This window comes from Streptomyces sp. NPDC031225, assembly GCF_055570355.1.
The window spans coordinates 227030-247064 of the sequence record NZ_JBVIHJ010000008.1; the positions used below are offsets into that span (position 1 = coordinate 227030).

Below are 20035 nucleotides of genomic sequence, written 5' to 3' on the forward strand. Positions count from 1 at the left end.
AAGCTTCCCGGCGCACGGCACGGCCGGGGACCCACGGCGCTGCGGACGGCTCAGGGCACGTCGGTGACCTCGGGCAGTTCGCCCTGGGTCGTGGTCACGTCGATCACCGAGAAGCTCGCGCCCTGCGGGTCGCTCAGGGCGGCGAACCGGCCGAACGGGGAGTCCATGGGCCCGAAGCGCAGGACGCCGCCGAGCTTGGTGGCGCGGGCGACGGCGTCGTCGCAGTTGTCGACGGTGAAGTAGACGTTGATGTACGCCGGTACCTCGGGCGGGAAGTCGTCCGTCATCCGCATCCGGCCGAGGACGGTGTTGTCACCGAGGTTGAACATCCGGAAGTCCATGGCGTCGTCCTGCATCTGCCGGCTGCTGTAGCCGAAGACGGCGGGGAAGAACGTGTCGGACTTCTCCGGCTCGCGGGTGTAGATCTCGGCCCAGCAGAACGCCCCGGGCCGCTCGGGCGGCGCCTCGAAGCCCTCGTGGGTGCCCCCCTGCCAGACGCCGAAGACGACGCCGCTCGGGTCGCGGCCCAGGCACATCGTGCCGAAGTCGCCGACCTGCATGGGTTCCATGAGCACTTCGCCGCCGTGTTCCCGGATCTTGCCGGCGGTGGCGGCGGCATCAGGCGACGCGAGGTACAGGCACCACTGCGAATGGCCCTCCTGGCCGGGCATCGGCGGTACGACGGCGGCGACGGCCTTGCCGTCCGCGTAGGCCTGCGTGTAGTTGCCGTACTCCGACGACGACTCGCCGAAGGTCCAGCCCAGGACGTCGCCGTAGAAGCTCTTGGCTCCCTCGACGTCGCTGAACATCGCGTCGGCCCAACAGGGGGTTCCCTCAGGTTGTACGGCCATGATCGTGGCCCTTCCCGAATCGGTGGTCGGTCCGCTCCTCACGCTAACCACGGGTGCGCCCTCCCGCGCGTCGAACCGACCGCTCCGCGACGACCGCTCCGCGACAAGCGGTCTCAGCGCACGGGCGGTCCGACCGTGGTTCCGTCCTGCGGAAACGTCGCGTTGAGCACGTCCAGCGTGCCGTGCGCCCGCAGCAGCCGCCGGGTGTCCGCGGTGCACACCACGGAGAACGTTCCCCCGCCCTCCAGCACCCGACGGCGCAGGCGCAGCAGCAGGTTCAGGCCGGCGGAGTCCACGAAGGACACCGGACGGAGGTCGACGACGTACGCCGGGGCAGCCAGGGCGGCGAGGGAGTCGAACCAGCAGCGCAGGTCATTGGTGGTCGCGAGGTCTATGTCGCCGTGCAGCTCGGCGCGTACCAGTGCGTCGGTGCCGCGCGGGATGCGACAGCCGCCGGGTGGCGGTGGCCAGGACGCGGTGAGGACTGGTTCCGGGTTGTCGTCGTGCACGCTGTGCCGTCCCCGCTGTCGTACCGGACGTCCGCGCCGGGCTCCCGCTCCGGCGCGGACGCGTACGGCGGTCGCTTCTCCCCGCGCCGCACGCGTCCGGGCCGGAACTCCCCCGGGCGGCTCCCCCCTTGAACCGTGCCGCCTACTGTTCTACCTTCGCCAGATGGTCTGGGCATCAACGCCCGCTCATCAGCGACACAACGAGCGGGTACCGGGCGGGCCAGGTGATGCGGAATGCGTCCGCACCTTGCCCTGATCGAGGACGAGCCCGACTTCGCACTGATGTGCCGTTCCTATCTGGAGCGGGCCGGTTTCACCGTCACCTGGGCCGTGGACGCCCGCGCCGGGAAGTCCGTGCTGTACGAGAGCAGCGTGGACCTGGCGGTCCTGGACCTGGGGCTGCCCGACGGCAGCGGGCTCGAACTGTTGCGGGCGCTCAGGTCCACCAGCCGGCTTCCGGTCATCGTGGTCACGGGGCGCGGCGCGGAGGCGGACCGCGTGGCAGGGCTGGAGATCGGCGCGGACGACTATCTGGTCAAGCCGTTCTCGCAGCGCGAGTTGGTGGCCCGTATCCACGCCGTGCTGCGCCGCTCGCAGCCTCCGGACCTGCCGATGGTGATCCGGGCCGGTTCCCTGCTCGTCGACACCGCGGCCCGGCAGGCCTCCGTCGACGGCGTCCCGCTGGCCTTGCGGCCCAAGGAGTTCGCCCTCATGGAGATGCTGGCCGCCGCGCCCGGCCGGGTGTTCTCCACGGAGCAGCTCCTGGAGCGGATCTGGGGGGCGTCCTGGCAGCAGCAGGCGACCGTGGTCGAGCATGTGTACCGGCTGCGCGGCAAGCTCGCCGCACTGCCCGCCCCCGCACCCCGCATCACGACCGTCCGCGGCTACGGCTACCGCCTCGATCCCTGACACCCCCCGCCCGGCCAGGAGGGCCGCCCATGCCCGACGCCCCGGACTTCCGGCACCTGTTCGAATCGAACCTGTCCCCGCTGCTCGTTCTCACCCCCGACTTCGTCATCGTCGAGGTCAACCGCGCCTACCGGACGGCCACCCGCACCGGGCCCGACATCGTCGGGCGGCTGATCTTCGACGTGTTCCCCGACAACCCCGAGGACCCGTCCGCCGACGGCGTGACCAATCTGCGCCGCTCGCTGGAGACGGTCGTGTCGAGCGGCCGTACGGACACGATGGCGCTGCAGCGGTACGACATCCCGGCGGGCGAGGAGGGTGGGTTCGCCGAGCGGTACTGGAGTCCGGTGAACGCGCCGGTCCTGGACGCCGAGGGGCGGGTGACGCACATCATCCACCGGGTCGAGGACGTCACGGAGTTCGTGCATCTGCGGCGGGTGGGCCGGGAGCAGCAGCGGGCCGTGGCCGACGCGCAGATGCGCGCCGAGGGCATGGAGATCGACCTGTTCGTGCGGGCGCGGGAGATCCGCGAGGTGAACGAGCAGCTGAGCCGGGCCAACGCCGAGCTGGACGCGGCCGGGCGCCGGCTCCGGGAGGAGCAGCGGGCCAAGGACCGGTTCATCGCCACGCTCTCGCACGAGCTGCGCAACCCCCTCGCGGCCGCGACCGCGGCCACCGAACTGCTCGCCCTCGACATGCCGGAGGGCCACCCGGCACTGGGCGTGCTGGAGCGGCAGTTGGGCACGCTGGCCCGGATGAGCAACGACCTCCTGGACGGCACGCGGGCGGTGACCGGGCGCCTGGAGCTGGTGCGGGAACCGGTCGACGTGCGCTCGGTCGTGGAGGGGGCCTGCGCGGACATCCGCGGCCAGTTCGCGCACGAAGGCCGCACGCTCGACGTACGGCTGCCGCAAGCGCCCCTCGTCGTGGACGGCGACCGGTTGCGGCTCGCGCAGGTACTGACGAACCTGCTGTCGAACGCGCTCAAGTACACCCGGCCCGGTGGACACACCGAGGTGATGCTGTCTGTCGGGGACGAGGAGGCGCGGCTGACCGTGCGGGACGACGGCATCGGCTTCGCACCCGAGCAGGCCGAGGAACTGTTCGGTGTGTTCATGCGGGCGGTGCCGGCAGGTCCCGACACCCCGGAGGGCCTGGGGCTGGGGCTCGCCGTCGCACGGACGATCGCGGAACTGCACCAGGGTCGGATCGACGCGCACAGCGACGGACCCGGCGCGGGATCGACGTTCACCATGGTGCTGCCGGCCATCGACCCGGCCGCCTCACCGCGGCCCCGGGCCCCGGCCGTCCGGTCGACGCCGGCACGGCTGTCCATCCTGATCGTGGAGGACAACGAGGACCTGGCCGCGACCTGTCACACCCTGCTGGAGCGGCAGGGCCATCGTGTGACGACCGTGCACTCCGGGACGGCCGCCCTGGCCGCGACCCTGGCCGAGCCGTTCGACGTCGTGCTGTGCGACCTGGGTCTGCCGGACATCGACGGCTGCACGGTCGCCCGGCAGGTGCGTGCCCGGCCGGACGGCGGGCGGCCCCGTCTGATCGCGGTCTCCGGCTTCAGCCAGGGCACCGACCGCGCGCTGTCCCGGGCAGCCGGCTTCGACGCCCATCTGACCAAGCCGCTGCCGCTGACCGACCTGATGGAGTTCCTGGAGGGTCCCGGCGGCGACTGAACCGGGTCACGCGTCTTCCCCCCGGTGCCGGGTTGTGCTTGCCTGGGGAACCGTTTTTCGGCGACCGGGGCGGGAGTCACGCATGCGGAGGGCGTGGATCGTGGGGGTGCTGACCGGAGTTCTGCTGCTCGGGGCCTGCTCGGACCCGTCGGACGGGCCCGAGGTGCCACCGCCCACTCCGGACGTCTCCCGGGCGGCCACGACGCATCAGCGGGCCCAGGTCTCCCCGAGGGTTTCTTCCGCGGTCGTCGCCCCGCGCGTGCTGTATCTCGGCGACTCGCTCGCCATGGAGGCGCAACAGGTCCTCGGGCAGGAACTGCGCCGGACCCTGCGGGCGACGTACACGGCCGCGCCCTACTCGGGCACCACCCTGTGCGACTACCTGGAGGGCACCGGGAAGAAGTCGCTGGTGCCGGACCGGGACAAGGCCGCCGCGCTGGTCAGGGCGCTGCACCCGGACTTCGTGGTGCTGCAGTTCTGGGGCAACGCGTGGGGATACACCTGGTGCATGGACGGGATCAGCCATGCCGCCGCGCCGCAGAAGTACTTCAGCAGGTACCGGGCGGACCTGAGAAGGCTGACCGAGCAGATCGCGGCGGCGGGCGGCCAACGGCGCCCACGGATCGTGTGGGTGGCGCAGGGCCCGGACCCGATGACCCCCGACCGGGTCCGGCGCGTGAACGAGCTGTACCAGGCGCAGGCGGCCGCCTCGGGCGACGTCGTCGCCGACGCCGGGGCCACGGTGGCACCGGCCGGCTCCCGCTACACCTGGGCGCAGTACCTGCCGTGCACCGCCTACGAGCACGAGCACCCGGACTACTGCACCCAGCCGGACCACGACCGCACGGCCCTGCACATCGACACGGACTACCTGCACTTCTGTCTGGCGGCCACGACGCCCACACCGAAGCCCTGTCCGGTCCGCTCCCCCGGCATCCTGCGGATGGCCCGGGAGATCACACGGGTGATCGGGGCATCCTGAGCCGCCCCCAGAAGTGTTCAGGCGTGCTCACTCGCCCGCGTAGGCCTTGTCCAGTGCGGCGATGTCGAACTTGTGCATCGCCATGAACGCCTCGGTCACGCGGGCCGCCTTCGCCGGGTCCGGGTCGGTGACCATGGCCTGCAGCCGGTCCGGCACGACCTGCCAGGACACTCCGAACCTGTCCTTCAGCCAGCCGCAGGGGCCGGGCTCGCCGCCCTCGGTGAGCTTGGCCCAGTAGTAGTCGATCTCCTCCTGGTTCTCGCAGAACACCATGAAGGACACCGCCTCGGTGAACTTGAACTGCGGGCCGCCGTTCAGTGCGAGGAACCTGTGGCCGTTGGCCGTGAACTCGACGGTCATCACCGAACCGGCGGGCTGGAACGCGCCCTCCGGGTACCGGGCGACCGCCCCGGTGCTGGAGTTCTTGAAGATGGACACGTAGTGGTGGGCGGCCTCCTCGGCCTGGCCGTCGAACCAGAGACAAGTCGTGAAACCTTCGGTGGCCATGCGTACCTCCCGGGTCGTGGGAACGCCCCTCGTGGGAACGTCCGTCCTCCATGTCGACCGATCCTCGCCGCGAAACTCATCGGTCGGACGAGGAAGTAATCCAGGTGGCCGATACAGCCGTCCGAACTAGCATCCCGGCATGACGTCACCGCGCCCCGACCTCGTCCGGCCCTTCCGCCTCGACATCGCGCAGAGCGACCTGGACGACCTCCACGACCGGCTCGACCGCACCCGTTGGCCCGACGACCTCTCGGCCACCGGCTGGGCGTACGGCGTGCCGGCCGGCTACCTGCGCGAACTCGCCCACCACTGGCGGCACTCCTACGACTGGCGCGCGGCCGAGGCCCGGCTCAACGAGTGGCCGCAGTTCACGACCGTCATCGACGGGACGACCGTCCACTTCGCCCACGTCCGCTCCCCCGAGCCGGACGCCACTCCGCTGGTCATCACGCACGGCTGGCCGGGCTCGATCGTCGAGTTCCTTGATGTGGTGGGCCCGCTGACCGATCCGGTGGCCCACGGCGGCGACCGGGCCGACGCCTTCCATGTCGTCGTACCGAGCATTCCCGGCTTCGGGCTGTCCGGTCCGCCCGCGGACACCGGCTGGGAGGCGGGCCGGATCGCCGACGCGTGGGCCGAGCTGATGACGCGGCTCGGCTACGAGAGGTTCGGCGCGCAGGGCGGGGACTGGGGCTCGGCGATCTCCCGCGAGCTGGGCCGCGCCCACCCCGAGCGGATCATCGGCGTCCACCTCAATCTGCTGCCGGGTGCGCAGGCGACCCATGAACCGACCGAGGAGGAACTCGCCGCGCTCGGCCCGAAGGAACGCGAGTGCGCCCTCGAATCGTGGCGCCGGTGGAGCGACTGGTCGCGTGAGGGCACCGGGTACGCCGTCCTGCACTCCACCCGCCCGCAGACCCTCGCCTACGCGCTCACCGACTCGCCGGTCGGCCAACTCGCCTGGATCGTCGAGAAGTTCCAGGCGTGGACGGACTCCGCGGAGCTGCCCGAGGAGGCCGTGGACCGGGACCGGATGCTGACCAACGTGATGCTGTACTGGCTGACCGGGACCGCCGGTTCGGCCGCACGGATCTACTACGAGCGGGCCCACGCCAGGAGCGAGCGGGCGGCCCGGCCCACCGAACCCTCGACCGCGCCGACCGCCCTCGCCGTGTTCCCCGCGGAGATCCAGATCCCGCTCCGCCACAAGGCGGAGCGCACCGAGAACCTTGTGCGCTGGACCGAGCTCGGCCGGGGCGGCCACTTCGCGGCGATGGAGGAGCCGGACCTGCTGGTGGACGACGTGCGGGCGTTCTTCCGGCAGCTGCGCGACAAGGGCTGAGCGCACCGGTCGTCCCGCGCTCTGCCGGTGGCGAATCTGCCACCGGCAGAGAAACCGCGTCAGGGCATCGTCCGAGGTCAAGAGTGGAGTCGACAGCACCCCTACGACCACGAGGACCGCCCATGACTTCCATCAGGGCCGAGGAGGGCGACACCCCTCCCTCCCGCTTCGACGACCATCTCGCCGCCCAGCTCCTCACCCAGCGCATCGTGCTCCTGGGCACCCAGGTCGACGAGGTCTCCGCCAACCGGGTCTGCTCCCAGCTGCTGATCCTGTCGGCGGAGGACCCGCGCACCGACATCAGCCTCTACGTCAACAGCCCGGGCGGCTCGGTGCACGCGGGTCTGGCGATCTACGACACCATGCAGCTCATCCCCAACGACGTGTCGACGCTCGCCATGGGCTTCGCCGCGAGCATGGGGCAGTTCCTGCTCAGCGTGGGCACGCCAGGCAAACGCTTTTCGCTGCCCCACGCGCGGATCATGATGCACCAGCCGTCGGCGGGCATCGGCGGCACCACCGCGGACATCGAGATCCAGGCACAGAACCTGGAACACACCAAGCGGACCATCGAGCGGCTCACCGCGGAGCACACCGGCCAGAGCCCGGAGACCATCTCCCGGGACGGCGACCGCGACCGCTGGTTCACGGCCGAGGAGGCCAGGGAGTACGGCATGGTGGACCGGGTCGTGGAGTCCCTCGCGGATGTCCGCCCGGCCGCCTCGAAGCGACGGATGGGACTCTGACATGGGGACGTACACGATTCCGAACGTCGTCGAGCGGACCCCGCAGGGCGAGCGGTCGTACGACGTGTTCAGCCGGCTGCTGTCGGAGCGGATCATCTTCCTCGGCACCGAGATCGACGACGGCGTCGCCAACGTCGTCATCGCACAGCTCCTGCATCTGGAGTCGTCGGCCCCGGAGAACGAGATCGCCGTCTACATCAACTCTCCCGGCGGCTCGTTCACCTCGCTGATGGCGATCTACGACACGATGAGCTACGTCCAGTCGCCGATCTCGACGTTCTGCGTCGGGCAGGCGGCCTCCACGGCCGCCGTGCTGCTGGCGGGAGGCGATCCCGGGCGCCGGTTCGTCCTTGAGCACGCGCGCGTGCTGCTCGGGCAGCCGGCCAGCGGGGGCAGCCGGGGCGTGGTCTCGGACCTCGCGCTCCAGGCCAAGGAGATGGTCCGGATCCGCTCCCAGGTGGAGGAGGTGCTGGCCCGGCACACCCACCAGGACATCGGGACCCTGCGCGCCGACATGGACCGCGACAAGGTGTTCACCGCCGAGGACGCGGTGGCGTACGGGCTGGCCGACGAGGTGGTGAGCCGGCGCCTCGTGCGGGTCTGAGGCGCCGGTCCCCGCGTCAGGCGGCCAGGCACATCCCGTCGTACGACGATCCCGGCACCGCGCGGCGGCTGCGGGCGGAGTGCCGGGTGAGCTCGCTCTGAGCGAGGGAGAGCAGATCGCCGAGGCCGAGCCCCAGGGCGTGGGCGGCGGCCGCGAGGACCTCCGAGGAGGCCTCCTTGCGGCCGCGCTCCACCTCGGAGAGGTAGGGCATCGAGATCCTGGCCGCGTCGGACACGTCCTTGAGCGTGCGCTCCTGGGCGAGGCGCTCACGGCGCAGGACGTCTCCGACGAGGTCACGCCACAGGGGCTCCCTCGTTTCTCCCGCGGCGGGATGCTGCGGTGCGATCGGACGGGGCGGTGTCGTGGCGGGGCGTTCGGACACCGGGCGGGCGGTCCCATGGCGCGCGGACTGCGGGCGCAGGGGGATCACGCGGGCTTGGTTCAACGCTTCGTTGCTCACCGTCCCAGCCTAGATTCCGTGACCGCGCTGGGAAGGGGTCGGCATTTCGCCCTGGGTGAATCGCCGCCGGGGCAGGTGCGGGATCCGGCCACTTCGCGAGGGCTGATGCCGGCCGCGTCCGAGGTCCGTCAGGACACAGCGGCGTTCGGAAGCCGCCCGGGACCTCGACATACTGCTCACCTGTTCGAGTCAGCGGAGGCCCGCCGCGAGGGCCTTCCGCGCTGTTCGGAGATCTGACCGGGGCCCGCCACGACGGTCGCATCACCAGGTGCCACCTCCACGAACTCGCCGTCGCGGGGACCAGCGATTTTGCGCCGTAGGCGAACCTCACGGACATGCGACGTCACACCCCGGGTACGCGCAGGGTGAGGGAGCTGCGGGCAGATTGGTCTGCCGGTGGCCGGGGACGCATATGTCGGCGCGTTCCGGGTACCCGGGAGACCTCACACTATTTGCAGGACCCGAGACAACCCAGGCCGAAGAGGCAGACGTCGAGCCGTGACTTTCGTGGGAGAGGCAATGCATACCGCCGTCACCGCCGTGAACCGTTCGGGGGCAGCAGCCACCGAGCTCGCAAGCGGAACCAGGACCGGTGGGACACCGCTGCCGGGAGTCGAAGAACCGCGGTCCGTCGCACCTCGGGACGCGAGGGAGCTGTCTCGCCAGTTCTTCCGCCGCCTGACGGAGCTCGAGGAGGGCACGCACGAGTACCAGTACGCGCGCAACACCCTCATCGAGATGAACATGTCGCTCGTGCGGTTCGCGGCCGGAAGGTTCAGGGGCCGCGGCGACGACATGGAGGACATCGTCCAGACCGGCATGATCGGCCTGATCAAGGCGATCGACCGGTTCGAGGTGTCGCGCGAGGTCGAGTTCACGTCCTTCGCCCTTCCTTACATCGTCGGCGAGATCAAGCGGTTCTTCCGCGACACCACCTGGGCGGTACACGTCCCCCGCCGCCTCCAGGAGCTGCGCGTCGAGCTGGCCAAGGCGCGTGAGGAACTCGCCAGCCGCCTGGACCGCGACCCGTCGGTGGCCGAACTCGCCACCCTGATGAACATCACCGAGAAAGAGGTCGTCGAGGGGCAGATCGCCTCCAACGGCTACAACTCCTCGTCCCTGGACGCCGCCCTGACCGGCGACGGCCCCGAGGGCGGCGAATCGGTGCTCGCCGACTTCATCGGCGTCGAGGAAGAGGGACTGCGGCTCGTCGAGGACTTCCAGTCGCTCGCTCCGCTGATGGCCGAGCTCAGCGACCGCGACCGCGAGATCATCCACATGCGGTTCGTGGAGGAGGCCACCCAGTCGGAGATCGGTGAGCGTCTCGGCTGCTCGCAGATGCATGTGTCCCGGCTGATCAAGCGCATCATCACGCGGTTGCGCGAGGGCATGCTGGGCGAGCTGGGCTGCGCCTGACCCGAACGCGACACAGAAGCGCCCCAGCGCACACACCGAAAGGCGGGTGCCGTCCCAGGACGGCACCCGCTGTGCGAGCGTTCGGGCTCATTCCTTGGCGCCGAACCCCACCACGGCACGTACCCGCTTGCCCACCGGCACGCGTTCCGCCGCCACCTCCTGTGCCAGGACGTGCACGATCTCCAGACCGTGCCGGCCGATGCGTTCGGGATCCCGCGGAAACCTGCGGGGCAGGGCGGCGCTGCTGTCGTAGACCGTGACGGACACTGCGACGTCGGAACCCTCCAGCTCGAGGATGTACGGCCCGTTGCTGTGCCGGTCGGCGTTGGTGACGAGCTCACTCACGACGAGGAGAACGGCGTGCTCGGAACGGTCACCGATCTCGGCACACCACTCGTTTCTGAGCCTGCCGACGAAATCCGCGGCGAACGACCGCGCCTCGGCGATACATCCCGGCTCGCCTGTGTAGTGCGCCGCCTGGCGTAGCGGTTCCACGGGCACGTCGAAACCAGTCGGTATCACTGCCCCGTCCAGGTGATCGATCATGCGTTTCTCTCTCGGAAGCCGGACTGGCCGGACGCTGCTGCATCAGTGCTCGTACCCCGAGTCTCGCGTCGCAGTCCCGCGAAGGCGTCACACCCCTGACCGCGGGGATCCGCCGGAGAGCCCCTACGTCACCGGTTCGTTGTACAGGCTCGTCCCGGGCGTGGTGTCGGAGGCGAGCGGTGACTGTGGTCCCGAGGAGTCGGGTGGCGCGGGCTCGTCACCCGAGGATGAGCTGCCGGGCGGCGACGACGAGGGGGGCACGAGGCCCGGGGCGGGCGAGGACGGGGCGGACGAGGTCGGCGGACATGTGCTCGGGCTCGCCGATCCGGAGGGGGTCCCGGTCGGGGTTCCGGCCGACGTGGAGACGCAGGGCGACGGAGAGCTGGGGGAGGTCGGTGCGCTCGGCGTGGTCGGGGGTGTGGGAGTCGTCAAGGTCACCGACGGGGAGGGGCGGACCGGCGGGCGGGTCGTGTGGTCCTTGTGGCCGGTGTCGCCACGGTGCCGGGCGATCCAGTCGTGGCGGTCGGGGTCGTAGATCACGAAGATGTTGATGATCGTCGTGGAGGGCGCGACCACGACCACGTTCGAGGGGTGATACGACGACCAGGTGTCGCCGGCGCGCTTCGGTGCGGTCTGCTGGGCGACCGGCGGGGTGAGCGGGTTGCCGCAGGCGCAGCGCGTGCGGGGCACTCCGTGGTCGTCGACGAGAACGGCGGTGCCGGCCTGGAGAACGGCCTGGTAGCCGGTGGCGGCGCCGTCGCGGTAGCCGTGGTTGGTGACGCGGGTGTCCATGCGCAGCTGGACGGGGGTCAGCGAGCGCAGGTAGGCCGGGACTCCGGACGGCTGGACGCCGGCGACCGAGGCGAAGGCGCTGTTCTTCGCGGGGGCCGCCTGGAGGGCCTTGATCTGCTTCTCGACGTCGCAGCTGGAGACGTTGCGGGTGCCGCCGTAGAGGCCGGGAGCGGCACCGTCGACACCTCGTACGGCGTTCGCGGACTCGTCGGGGGCGGTCGGGGACGCGGCGACGGGTGGGGCCGAGCTGTCCTTCGCCGTCGACTCGGTGAAGGGGTCGGGGCCCGTCTTGGCGGCGGCCTGAAGGAAGACCTCGCCGTTGCCGCTCGCCGATTTCGACCCGCTGTCGGAGCGGGTGAAGACGACAGCGAGAACCACGGCGGCGACCACCGCGGCGGCGATCATCGCGACCCTGGGCGCCGATCTCCACCAGGGGCGACGGGGTTCGGGCGGGATCGCCCCGCCGCCGCTGCCCGGGGGCTGCGAGGGCGGGCCCGAGGGCGGCTGTGAAGGCCCGGACAGCGGGCCGGAGGGCGGTCCTGTGGGGCGTCCTGATGACGGTGGTTCGACGCTCACGAGCTCTTCCTCCCGGCGCGGGATTCCTGCCCCTGTGTTGCAGTTGCCCCGAACAGGCAGCATTTTTCCGCTCCACACCTATTGTCTGCTCCGGTCCGGTGCCGACCGCAAGCGGACGCGGACGGACCTCCCGGCAGGCGAGCCGCCCCAGGGCTGTCTAGCGTGGCAGGGTGAGTCCGCGACCCCCCTCCGACCAGGCAGTCATCGCTCGGCACGGCTGGATGCCGGCCGGGGCCACGGTCCTGGGCACCCTCCTGGCCATGGGGGTGGTCGCCGCCCTCGGACTGTGGGCGGCGGGCGCCTCCGACCTCCCGGACCACGCGTTCCCCCGGATCGTCGCGGCGACCGTCGTCACGGCCGTCGGCGGCACGATCAAGCTGTCGGGAAGCGCGGGAGGAATCGCCGACAGCAAGGCCGGTCTCACCGTGATCCCCCTCTCCGTCACCCTCACCGGTGCCCTGGTGCTCGGCGCGGGTTTCCTGCGGCCGCTGCGGCACCGGGCGGTCGCCGGGGGCCGGGAGCTCGCCGGCTGGGCGGCCAGGATCGCCGTCCTGTGGCTGCTCGCCCTCCTCGCACTGGCCTACGCGGCCCGCCAGACGTTCAAGGTCTCCCTGGGCGACGACACGCTGAGTGACCTGGGCGATCTCTTCGGCGCCTCCCCCGAGGTCGGCTTCACCACGGACGTGCCGCGGACCCTGCTGTTCGGCCTGCTGTGGGCGGCCGGTGTGCTGATCCTGGCCCTGGCGGTGTCGCGCCGGGCTCCGCTCCCCGGCCGGCTGCTCCCGTTCCAGGAGTCGGTGCGGCCGGCCGCGCACGCCATGGTCGTCCTGCTGCTCGGGTACGTCGTCCTCGGCGCCCTCGTCGCCCTCGTCGTCGCCGTGACGCGAGGGCACACCCCGCAGACGCTCGCGGTGATCCTGCTGGGCCTGCCGAACCTGGTCTGGCTCACCCTGACCCTGGGCCTCGGCGCCACCTGGAACGGCCGCGTCGAGGGACCCTTCGGACTGCCCATGCCGCACGTCCTGGACGAGGTGCTGCGCTCCAAGGACACCACCGCACTCAACCTGCACACACTCGCCGAACACGACGGCCGGGTCTGGTGGCTCGTTGTCGTCGACGCGGTCCTGCTGCTGTCCGTGGCGTTCCTGATGGCGGCCCGCTCCCCCGCCCGTGTCCGCGCCTGGCAGCACGCCCTCCATCTGGCCGTCGCCCTCGCCCTCACGGTGCTGATGATCTGCCTGGTCGGCCGGATCTCCGCCCACTTCGGCCTGTCGGTGCTCGGGATCGGCGACCTCGGCGGCGGCCTGGGCGGAAAGCTCTTCCTCCAGCCGGAACTGTGGACAGCCGTCGGACTCGGCGCGCTCTGGGGCCTGGTCACCGGCTTCCTGGGCGCGCTGCTGGCCCGGCCGATCCACCGCAAAGGAGAGATCAAACCGGCTGACGTGTGACGCGGGGCGTGGCAGGGTGCCCTGATCCGAGGAAGGGGCTCCCCATGGCGTTGGCTCTCGAAGACCGCCTGGCCGTCACCGAGTTGATCGCTCTGCACGGCCACCTCGTGGACGCCGGGGAACTGGACCGCACGCACGAGGTGTTCACCGCGGACGTCGTCCACGACCTGTCCGACTTCGGCCGGGGCGAGGTCGTCGGGCTCGCCGCGCTGACCGAGGCGGCTCTCGCACTGGGCGCGGGCAACCCGGTCGCGCACCACGTCACGAACGTGGTGGTCGAGGAGGTGTCCGAGAGCCTGGTCCGGGCCCGGTCCAAGGGACTCGGCCTCATGGCGAACGGCTCGTGCGGCTCGGTCACCTACGAGGACACGGTGATCCGCGTCGGCGCGTCCGGCCGGCGCATCAGCCACGGCAGGGTACTGGCGCGCACAGTGCCCCTGAACGGCCTGGGCCAGGGCTGACTACCGCCCTCTGACGACCGGCTCGGCCCAACGGGGCGGGGGCCTCGGGCGGGTCTCCTCAGGTTCCACGGCTCTCAGGGCGACCTCCGTCGGCGCGTGACCGCCCGCCGCCGCCTTACGCAGGGCCGCGACGAAGGCGAGGCAGGAGTCGTGGCGGTCGTCGGGGCTCTTGGCCAGCGCCTTCGCGAACACGGGGTCGAGCCGCCGGCCGAACTCTGGCCGGGACTCGGAGAGCGGGGGCGGGGGGTCGTACTGGTGGGCCCAGAGCAGGGCCATGTCGTCGTCCCGCCGGAAGGGCGGGTGTCCCGTCAGGGACTCGTAGACCACGCAGGCGAAGCCGTAGACGTCGCAGCGGCCGTCGACCGGGCGGCCGGAGATCTGCTCGGGGGCCACGTAGTCGAGGGTGCCGACGAACTGGCCGACGGTCGTGAAGCCGGTGAGCGACAGGGACTTCTTCGTCAGGCCGAAGTCGGTGAGGTAGGTGTGCTCGGGGTGGTCGCTGTCGGTGCCGCGGGCGACCAGGATGTTGCCGGGCTTCACATCCCGGTGGACCAGTCCGTGCTCGTGCGCCGCGTCGAGCGCGGAGGCGATCTGGGCGGCGATCCGCAGGGCGGTCGGGAGCGCCAACGGCCCCTGCCGGTCCAGGAGATGGCGCAGATCGCTGCCCTCGACATACCGCATGGCGATGTACAGGACGCCGTCCGTCTCGCCCGCCTCGAAGACGGGGACGATGTGCGGATGGTCGATCGCGGCGGCCACCCGGGACTCGTGGCTGAAACGGTTGCGGAAGGTGTCGTTGCGGACGAGTTCGGGGGCCAGCAGCTTCAGGGCCACCGTGCGGTCCAGGCGCAGGTCCCTGGCGCGGTAGACGACGGCCATGCCGCCGCGGCCGATCTCGCGCTCGATGCGGTAGCTCGCGACCTGTCTGCCGACCAGTTCGGAGGGACGGCCCGAGAAGAGCCCTGTCTCATGTGCCATCCGGGGTCACCACCTGGGTGGGGGCGTGCCCGGGGCTGTCGGCGGCGGCGCGGGGCGCCTCGTCGGTGGCGTAGGTGTTCAGGCGGGTCCCGTCCGCGTACACCCAGCGGCCGTGCTGGGCGTCGTACAGCCACACGTGCTCCCCGTCGACGACCACCCCGATCCGCAGTCCCCGCGTGCGGCCGCGGAAGGCCTCTCCGTCGAGGCCGCCGCCGGCCAGTTCCTCGACGGCGGCCCGGTAGCGGGCGAGGGTCTCGTCGGCGCGGGCCAGCAGTGGCCGCGGGTCGGCGGTGCGGGTGAGCGGGCCTTCGGGGGCGGGCGGGTCCTGCGGGACGTCGACCAGGTGACGGCCGTCGACCCACGCCGACCAGCCGTTGGCGCACAGGACGTACGCCCAGTCGCCGCGCCGCTCCAAGAGCTGGACGGGCAGCAGCGGGTCGAGGGGGACGGTGGGCCGGGCGGGGTCCGGGGCCTCCCAGGCGGGCATGCCGTGCCCGGGTACGACATGGGTGGGCCGGAAGCCGGGGGTCGTCATCGGCGCCTACTTCCGCATGACCGCGGGTTCGTGGCGGCGCAGCAGCCGGGAGACGACGTATCCGAAGAGGACGGACAGGACGAGGAGCATGCCGATGTTCAGCAGCCAGACGCCCGTCGCGTGCTTGAACAGCGGGTCGCCGGTGAGGTCGCCGGGCACGAGCCGGGCGAGGCCGATGGTGCCGGCCATCGCGCCGAGCGCCCACCGGGAGGGCACCAGCCAGGACAGCTGCTCCAGGCCGGGCACGCCGTCGAGCTTCAGCAGGGCGCCGCAGAAGACGACCTGGACGATGGCGAGCAGCACGAGCAGCGGCATCGTCACCTCCTCCTTGCGCACCAGCGCGGAGACCAGCAGGCCGAGCATCATCGCCGTGAACGCCAGCAGGGCGACGGCGATCGTGATCTCGGCGAGGGGCGGCAGCAGCACGCCTTCGCCGCCGGGCGCGTCGAGGTCGACGCCGAGCAGGGCGACGAGGGTGAGCACCACCGCCTGCACGACGGTGATCGTGCCCAGGACGACGACCTTGGACATCAGGTAGGCCGATCTGGACAGGCCGACCGCTCGCTCCCGCTGGTAGATGACCCGTTCCTTCACGAGTTCGCGTACGGCGTTGGCCGCGCCGGTGAGGACGCCGCCGACGCACAGGATGAGCAGGGCGTTCATCGCGGTTTCCTGGGTGAGCCGGCTGCCCGCGAGGGCCCGGGCCATGGCGCCCATCACGAAGGGCAGGGCGATCATGATGGCGAGGAAGGTGCGGTCGGCGCCGAGGGCCGCGGTGTAGCGCCGGATCAGAGTGCCGAGCTGGGCGCCGCGGCTGCGGGGCCTGGGCGGAGGGGCGATGATGACCGGCTCGGAGCGAAGCATGCGGGGCTGTGCGGTGGCCTCGGCGACGTACTGGTGCTGGAAGGCCGAGAGGCGGAAGTCGCCGGCCCAGTCCCGGTCCTGGTCCCGTTCGAAGGCCTCGAAGGCCTCGGGCCACTGCTCGAAGCCGAAGTAGGCGAGGGCGTCCTCGGGCGGCCCGTAGTAGGCGATCCTGCCGCCGGGGGCGAGGACGAGGAGACGGTCGCAGACGTCGAGGCTCAGGACGCTGTGGGTGACGACGATGACCGTGCGGCCGTCGTCGGCGAGGCCGCGCAGCATGTGCATCACGGAGCGGTCCATGCCGGGGTCGAGGCCGGACGTCGGTTCGTCCAGGAAGAGCAGGGACGGCTTGGTCAGCAGCTCCAGGGCGACGCTCACGCGCTTGCGCTGTCCGCCGGAGAGGCTGTGCACGGGCTGGCCCGCGCGCTGTTCCAGGCCGAGTTCGCGGATGACCTCGTCGACCCGTTCGCGGCGCTCGGCCTTGGCGGTGTCCTGCGGGAAGCGCAGTTCGGCGGCGTAGGTCAGGGCGCTGCGGACGGTCAGCTGGGCGTGCAGGATGTCGTCCTGCGGGACCAGGCCGATGCGCTGGCGCAGTTCGGCGTAGTCGCGGTAGAGGTCGCGGCCGTCGTAGAGGACGGTGCCGTGGTCGGCGGGGCGCTGGCCGGTGAGGGCGTTGAGGAGCGTGGACTTTCCGGCGCCGCTCGGGCCGACGACCGCGAGCAGGCACTTCTCCCCCACCGGGAAGGACACGTGGTCGAGCAGGGTCTTGCGGCCGTGGTCGACGGCGACCGTGAGGTCCTGGACGTCGAGGGAGACCTCACCGGTGTCGACGTACTCCTGGAGTGTGTCGCCGACCAGGCAGAACGCCGAGTGACCGATGCCGACGATGTCACCGGGGCCGATCGGGGCGCCGCTGACGGGCCGGCCGTTGAGGTAGGTGCCGTTGTGGCTGCCGAGGTCGGCGATCTCGTACGTCCCGTCGGGCAGGGCGCGCAGCTCTGCGTGGTGGCGGGAGACGACCAGGTCGTCGATGACGAGGTCGTTGTCGTCGGCGCGGCCGATGCGGACCGTGCGGGTGGGGAGCGGGCGTACGGCGGTGGGCTGCCGGAAGGTTCCGGTGAGGCCAGGCATCGACACAGCGGCGGCCGAGGGGCGCTCGGGGGCGGGCAGGCCCAGCAGGACCGCGCAGGGGCCGTCGGCGAGACTGCCGAAGTGGATCACGCTGCCGGGGCCGACGTCCCACTCGTGGACGCGGCGGCCGTCGGCGTAGGTGCCGTTGGTGCTGTTCTCGTCCTCGAGGGTCCAGTGGTCGGCCTCGGGCCGCAGCACCGCGTGGTGCCAGGAGACCCGGGCGTCGTCGATGACGATGTCGCTCAACGGGTCGCGCCCGACATGGTAGTCGTGGCCCGGGCTCATCACCGTGGAGCCGGTGTCGGTCTCCAGGACGAGCTCGGGCGCCGTCGGTGCGGTCGATGGCTCCGCCATGCCAGAATTCTACCGATTCACCCCATTGGGCGCCCGGTGGCGGCCTCGGGAGGCGTACAGCCCGCTCAGGCGACGGGCGTGAAGAGGGTGGAGGCCGTCCGGTGCATGCGCACCGCGTCCACGGACTCGGCGAGCAGTTCGTACTCCGTGGTGTCGTCGTTGACGGCGATCCGGATCAGCCGTCCGGCCGCCAACTCGTCGGCGACCAGATCCTGTTGGTCGGGGTTCGCACACCAGGCCCGCATGACGGTGGGCACGTCGAGCACCGTGTCGCCGACCGGGGCCAGGGATCCGGCCGGGAAGTGCTCGGCCTCGGGCTGCGGGTCAAGACGGTCGGCGATCCACAGGGCCCGGTCCCGTAACCACCACAGAGCGAGGGCGAGGGTGGGTGCGCGGTAGGTCCCGAGGGGTACACCGATGCGCCGCCCGTCGCAGGTGCCGTACCCCGTGACATGACACAGGAATTCGTCGTGCACGATCCACTCCCCCGCTTGCCGTTCCCCTGTGGGCAGGGTCTCGCTTTCCGTGCGGCTCCTATGCGGTGCGCGACTCTCGCTGCTGTCCGTGACGGGCACTTCGCTCGATGTGAAGGCCCTGTCAGACGAGTATGTTCACTACTGAAACACTGTCACCACATCTTTTTGGCCAGTCTCCTGGCATATTCGCCGCTCCTCCTGGCCGAAATCTGACGGGTACACACTCAAACGTCATTACCCGAGAAGTAATCGACGATTCCCGGCCGCGCGGGCAGGGTGGTCTCACCAGGTCCCACCAGCACAGACGACCTCAATGGAGGCTGATCACCCATGCCCGCGAACACGGACCGTCACGAGAACGCCGTAGCCCGGTACTTCGAAGCCTGGAACGCCCGGGACCCGCAAGCACGGGTCAAAGCCGTGGCGGCCGCCTGGGCGGTCGGCGGCGGATACACCGACCCCCTCGCCGACGTGGCCGGCCACGAGCAGATCAGCGCGGTGATCGCGGCGGCCCACGAGCAGTTCCCCGGATTCGCCTTCCGGCTGACCGGCGCCGTCGAGGGGCACCACGACACCGCGCGGTTCTCCTGGGAGCTGGTGAGCGAGGCCGACGGTTCGGCTCCCGTCGCCGGATCCGACGTGATCACGCTGGATGAGGACGGCCGGATCAGGGCCGTCCTCGGATTCCTGGACCGGGTCCCTGCCGGCCTCTGAGGTCCACCGCGACGAGTTTCTCCCCTCGCCGACAAAAGCCGGGCACCGGCCTGATGAAGCCGGTGCCCGGTCCGCTCAGCCTCCCGTGCCGCTCACACTCCCGTCGGTCACGCCTTGACGATCGCCTCGATCCTCGCCAGTTCGTCCGCGTCGAAGTCCAGGTTGGCGATGGTGCCGACGCTGTCCTCGATCTGCTGCGGGCTGCTCGCGCCGACCAGGGCCGAGGTGACACGGCCGCCGCGCAGGACCCACGCCAGCGCCATCTGGGCGAGGGTCTGGCCGCGGCCCTTCGCGATGTCGTTGAGCTCGCGCAGCCGCTGGACCAGGTCCTCGGTGACCGCGTCCGAGTTCAGGAAGGGGCTGTCGCTCGCGGCGCGGGAGTCCTCGGGGATGCCGTCGAGGTAGCGGCCGGTGAGCAGGCCCTGCTCCAGCGGGGAGAAGACGATGGAGCCGACCTGGAGCTCGTCCAGCGCGTCCAGGAGGCCGCCGTCCTCGGGGCGGCGGTCCAGCATGGAGTAGCGCGGCTGGTGGATGAGGAGCGGGGTGCCCAGCTCACCGAGGATGCGGGCGGCCTCACGGGTCTGCTCGGCCGAGTAGTTGGAGATGCCGACGTAGAGCGCCTTGCCCTGCTGGACCGCGGTGTGCAGGGCGCCCATCGTCTCCTCCAGGGGAGTCTCCGGGTCGGGGCGGTGCGAGTAGAAGATGTCGACGTAGTCCAGGCCCATCCGGGTGAGGCTCTGGTCCAGCGAGGACAGCAGGTACTTGCGGGAGCCCCACTCGCCGTACGGGCCGGGCCACATCAGGTAGCCGGCCTTGGTGGAGATGATCAGCTCGTCGCGGTAGGACGCGAGGTCCGCCTGCAGGGCCTCGCCGAACGCGGACTCGGCGGCGCCGGGCGGCGGGCCGTAGTTGTTGGCGAGGTCGAAGTGGGTGACGCCGAGGTCGAAGGCGCGGCGCAGGATGGCCCGCTGGGTCTCGACGGTACGGTCCGCCGGACCGAAGTTGTGCCACAGGCCGAGCGAGATCGCGGGAAGCTTCAGGCCGCTGCGGCCGGTGCGCCGGTAGGGCATGTCCGCGTAGCGGTCGGGGTGTGCGGTGTACAACGCGACTCCAGAGGGGTTGGCACGGTTGTCCTGGAAAACCACG

General features: G+C 71.1%; 21 protein-coding genes. 10 read left to right on the plus strand and 11 right to left on the minus strand.

Translation table 11 applies throughout. From position 1 onward, the window contains the following. Window positions 1-50: 50 nt before the first annotated feature. Together ACZ48Z_RS16460 and ACZ48Z_RS16465 are read right to left on the minus strand one after the other, a co-directional pair. Complete coding sequence (locus tag ACZ48Z_RS16460; RefSeq protein WP_468736526.1) at window positions 51-851, minus strand: VOC family protein; 801 nt, start codon at window positions 849-851, stop codon at window positions 51-53. Window positions 852-964: 113 nt separating this feature from the next. Further along, window positions 965-1360, minus strand: coding sequence for an STAS domain-containing protein (locus tag ACZ48Z_RS16465; RefSeq protein ID WP_468736527.1), 396 nt, complete (start codon window positions 1358-1360; stop codon window positions 965-967). A gap of 234 nt (window positions 1361-1594) precedes the next feature. On the opposite strand from ACZ48Z_RS16465, the gene ACZ48Z_RS16470 reads away from it, so the two are divergent. From ACZ48Z_RS16470 to ACZ48Z_RS16480, 3 genes are all read left to right on the plus strand, one after another. Beyond that, on the plus strand, window positions 1595-2269 hold the full coding sequence (locus ACZ48Z_RS16470; RefSeq protein WP_468736528.1) for a response regulator transcription factor: 675 nt from the start codon (window positions 1595-1597) through the stop codon (window positions 2267-2269). 29 nt (window positions 2270-2298) lie between these two features. After that, window positions 2299-3960, plus strand: coding sequence for an ATP-binding protein (locus tag ACZ48Z_RS16475; RefSeq protein ID WP_468736529.1), 1662 nt, complete (start codon window positions 2299-2301; stop codon window positions 3958-3960). 82 nt (window positions 3961-4042) lie between these two features. Beyond that, window positions 4043-4942 (plus strand): SGNH/GDSL hydrolase family protein, encoded by a 900-nt coding sequence (locus ACZ48Z_RS16480; protein ID WP_468736530.1) that lies wholly within the window; start codon window positions 4043-4045, stop codon window positions 4940-4942. A 27-nt stretch (window positions 4943-4969) separates the two neighbouring features. On the opposite strand, the gene ACZ48Z_RS16485 is transcribed toward ACZ48Z_RS16480, so the two are convergent. After that, window positions 4970-5449, minus strand: coding sequence for a VOC family protein (locus ACZ48Z_RS16485; protein ID WP_468736531.1), 480 nt, complete (start codon window positions 5447-5449; stop codon window positions 4970-4972). Between the two features lie 139 nt (window positions 5450-5588). On the opposite strand from ACZ48Z_RS16485, the gene ACZ48Z_RS16490 reads away from it, so the two are divergent. The 3 genes from ACZ48Z_RS16490 (at window position 5589) to ACZ48Z_RS16500 (ending at window position 8141) form a co-directional block, all read left to right on the plus strand. Next, window positions 5589-6791, plus strand: a complete 1203-nt coding sequence (locus ACZ48Z_RS16490; RefSeq protein WP_468736532.1) for an epoxide hydrolase family protein — start codon at window positions 5589-5591, stop codon at window positions 6789-6791. A 122-nt stretch (window positions 6792-6913) separates the two neighbouring features. Next, a complete protein-coding gene (locus ACZ48Z_RS16495) occupies window positions 6914-7537 on the plus strand; it encodes an ATP-dependent Clp protease proteolytic subunit (protein ID WP_468736533.1) in 624 nt (207 codons plus the stop codon). Window position 7538: 1 nt separating this feature from the next. Next, window positions 7539-8141, plus strand: a complete 603-nt coding sequence (locus ACZ48Z_RS16500) for a ClpP family protease (protein WP_468736534.1) — start codon at window positions 7539-7541, stop codon at window positions 8139-8141. A 16-nt stretch (window positions 8142-8157) separates the two neighbouring features. Here ACZ48Z_RS16500 and ACZ48Z_RS16505 read toward each other — a convergent pair whose 3' ends face one another. Beyond that, entirely contained in the window at window positions 8158-8601 is a 444-nt protein-coding gene (locus ACZ48Z_RS16505) for a helix-turn-helix domain-containing protein (protein ID WP_468736535.1), read from the minus strand. Window positions 8602-9120: 519 nt separating this feature from the next. On the opposite strand from ACZ48Z_RS16505, the gene ACZ48Z_RS16510 reads away from it, so the two are divergent. Next, complete coding sequence (locus ACZ48Z_RS16510) at window positions 9121-10017, plus strand: RNA polymerase sigma factor SigF (RefSeq protein WP_468736536.1); 897 nt, start codon at window positions 9121-9123, stop codon at window positions 10015-10017. Between the two features lie 87 nt (window positions 10018-10104). Here ACZ48Z_RS16510 and ACZ48Z_RS16515 read toward each other — a convergent pair whose 3' ends face one another. Further along, window positions 10105-10563, minus strand: a complete 459-nt coding sequence (locus ACZ48Z_RS16515) for an ATP-binding protein (protein ID WP_468736537.1) — start codon at window positions 10561-10563, stop codon at window positions 10105-10107. Between the two features lie 123 nt (window positions 10564-10686). After that, window positions 10687-11931: a DUF6777 domain-containing protein gene (locus ACZ48Z_RS16520; protein WP_468736538.1), complete on the minus strand. Its 1245-nt coding sequence runs from the start codon at window positions 11929-11931 to the stop codon at window positions 10687-10689. A gap of 170 nt (window positions 11932-12101) precedes the next feature. On the opposite strand from ACZ48Z_RS16520, the gene ACZ48Z_RS16525 reads away from it, so the two are divergent. Together ACZ48Z_RS16525 and ACZ48Z_RS16530 are read left to right on the plus strand one after the other, a co-directional pair. After that, window positions 12102-13379 (plus strand): streptophobe family protein, encoded by a 1278-nt coding sequence (locus ACZ48Z_RS16525; protein ID WP_468736539.1) that lies wholly within the window; start codon window positions 12102-12104, stop codon window positions 13377-13379. A 44-nt stretch (window positions 13380-13423) separates the two neighbouring features. After that, on the plus strand, window positions 13424-13840 hold the full coding sequence (locus ACZ48Z_RS16530) for a nuclear transport factor 2 family protein (protein ID WP_468736540.1): 417 nt from the start codon (window positions 13424-13426) through the stop codon (window positions 13838-13840). On the opposite strand, the gene ACZ48Z_RS16535 is transcribed toward ACZ48Z_RS16530, so the two are convergent. The 4 genes from ACZ48Z_RS16535 to ACZ48Z_RS16550 form a co-directional block, all read right to left on the minus strand. After that, window positions 13841-14818 carry a serine/threonine-protein kinase gene (locus ACZ48Z_RS16535; RefSeq protein WP_468736541.1) on the minus strand — a complete coding sequence of 326 codons (978 nt, stop codon included), beginning with the start codon at window positions 14816-14818 and terminating at the stop codon, window positions 13841-13843. It abuts the gene before it with no gap. Beyond that, window positions 14808-15353 carry an SH3 domain-containing protein gene (locus ACZ48Z_RS16540; RefSeq protein ID WP_468736542.1) on the minus strand — a complete coding sequence of 182 codons (546 nt, stop codon included), beginning with the start codon at window positions 15351-15353 and terminating at the stop codon, window positions 14808-14810. The genes ACZ48Z_RS16535 and ACZ48Z_RS16540 overlap by 11 nt, the downstream gene beginning before the upstream one ends. Window positions 15354-15359: 6 nt before the next feature. Continuing rightward, window positions 15360-17699, minus strand: coding sequence for an ABC transporter ATP-binding protein/permease (locus ACZ48Z_RS16545; protein WP_468736543.1), 2340 nt, complete (start codon window positions 17697-17699; stop codon window positions 15360-15362). Window positions 17700-17764: 65 nt separating this feature from the next. Next, entirely contained in the window at window positions 17765-18175 is a 411-nt protein-coding gene (locus ACZ48Z_RS16550) for a hypothetical protein (protein WP_468736544.1), read from the minus strand. A 330-nt stretch (window positions 18176-18505) separates the two neighbouring features. Here ACZ48Z_RS16550 and ACZ48Z_RS16555 point away from each other — a divergent pair, with 330 nt between their 5' ends. Beyond that, window positions 18506-18889, plus strand: a complete 384-nt coding sequence (locus tag ACZ48Z_RS16555; RefSeq protein ID WP_468736545.1) for a nuclear transport factor 2 family protein — start codon at window positions 18506-18508, stop codon at window positions 18887-18889. A 107-nt stretch (window positions 18890-18996) separates the two neighbouring features. Here the strand turns inward: ACZ48Z_RS16555 and mgrA are convergent, their stop codons facing one another. Further along, window positions 18997-19992, minus strand: coding sequence for an L-glyceraldehyde 3-phosphate reductase (mgrA, locus tag ACZ48Z_RS16560; RefSeq protein ID WP_468736546.1), 996 nt, complete (start codon window positions 19990-19992; stop codon window positions 18997-18999). Between the last annotated feature and the right edge of the window lie 43 nt (window positions 19993-20035).

What these genes read in the sequence shown, in the direction of transcription:
- ACZ48Z_RS16460 (WP_468736526.1), bottom strand. Translation starts at nt 851, where the DNA reads ATGGCCGTACAACCTGAGGGAACCCCCTGTTGGGCCGACGCGATGTTC.
- ACZ48Z_RS16470 (WP_468736528.1), top strand. Translation starts at nt 1,595, where the DNA reads ATGCGTCCGCACCTTGCCCTGATCGAGGACGAGCCCGACTTCGCACTG.
- ACZ48Z_RS16475 (WP_468736529.1), top strand. Translation starts at nt 2,299, where the DNA reads ATGCCCGACGCCCCGGACTTCCGGCACCTGTTCGAATCGAACCTGTCC.
- ACZ48Z_RS16480 (WP_468736530.1), top strand. Translation starts at nt 4,043, where the DNA reads ATGCGGAGGGCGTGGATCGTGGGGGTGCTGACCGGAGTTCTGCTGCTC.
- ACZ48Z_RS16485 (WP_468736531.1), bottom strand. Translation starts at nt 5,449, where the DNA reads ATGGCCACCGAAGGTTTCACGACTTGTCTCTGGTTCGACGGCCAGGCC.
- ACZ48Z_RS16490 (WP_468736532.1), top strand. Translation starts at nt 5,589, where the DNA reads ATGACGTCACCGCGCCCCGACCTCGTCCGGCCCTTCCGCCTCGACATC.
- ACZ48Z_RS16495 (WP_468736533.1), top strand. Translation starts at nt 6,914, where the DNA reads ATGACTTCCATCAGGGCCGAGGAGGGCGACACCCCTCCCTCCCGCTTC.
- ACZ48Z_RS16500 (WP_468736534.1), top strand. Translation starts at nt 7,539, where the DNA reads ATGGGGACGTACACGATTCCGAACGTCGTCGAGCGGACCCCGCAGGGC.
- ACZ48Z_RS16510 (WP_468736536.1), top strand. Translation starts at nt 9,121, where the DNA reads ATGCATACCGCCGTCACCGCCGTGAACCGTTCGGGGGCAGCAGCCACC.
- ACZ48Z_RS16515 (WP_468736537.1), bottom strand. Translation starts at nt 10,563, where the DNA reads ATGATCGATCACCTGGACGGGGCAGTGATACCGACTGGTTTCGACGTG.
- ACZ48Z_RS16530 (WP_468736540.1), top strand. Translation starts at nt 13,424, where the DNA reads ATGGCGTTGGCTCTCGAAGACCGCCTGGCCGTCACCGAGTTGATCGCT.
- ACZ48Z_RS16535 (WP_468736541.1), bottom strand. Translation starts at nt 14,818, where the DNA reads ATGGCACATGAGACAGGGCTCTTCTCGGGCCGTCCCTCCGAACTGGTC.
- ACZ48Z_RS16540 (WP_468736542.1), bottom strand. Translation starts at nt 15,353, where the DNA reads ATGACGACCCCCGGCTTCCGGCCCACCCATGTCGTACCCGGGCACGGC.
- ACZ48Z_RS16545 (WP_468736543.1), bottom strand. Translation starts at nt 17,699, where the DNA reads ATGGCGGAGCCATCGACCGCACCGACGGCGCCCGAGCTCGTCCTGGAG.
- ACZ48Z_RS16555 (WP_468736545.1), top strand. Translation starts at nt 18,506, where the DNA reads ATGCCCGCGAACACGGACCGTCACGAGAACGCCGTAGCCCGGTACTTC.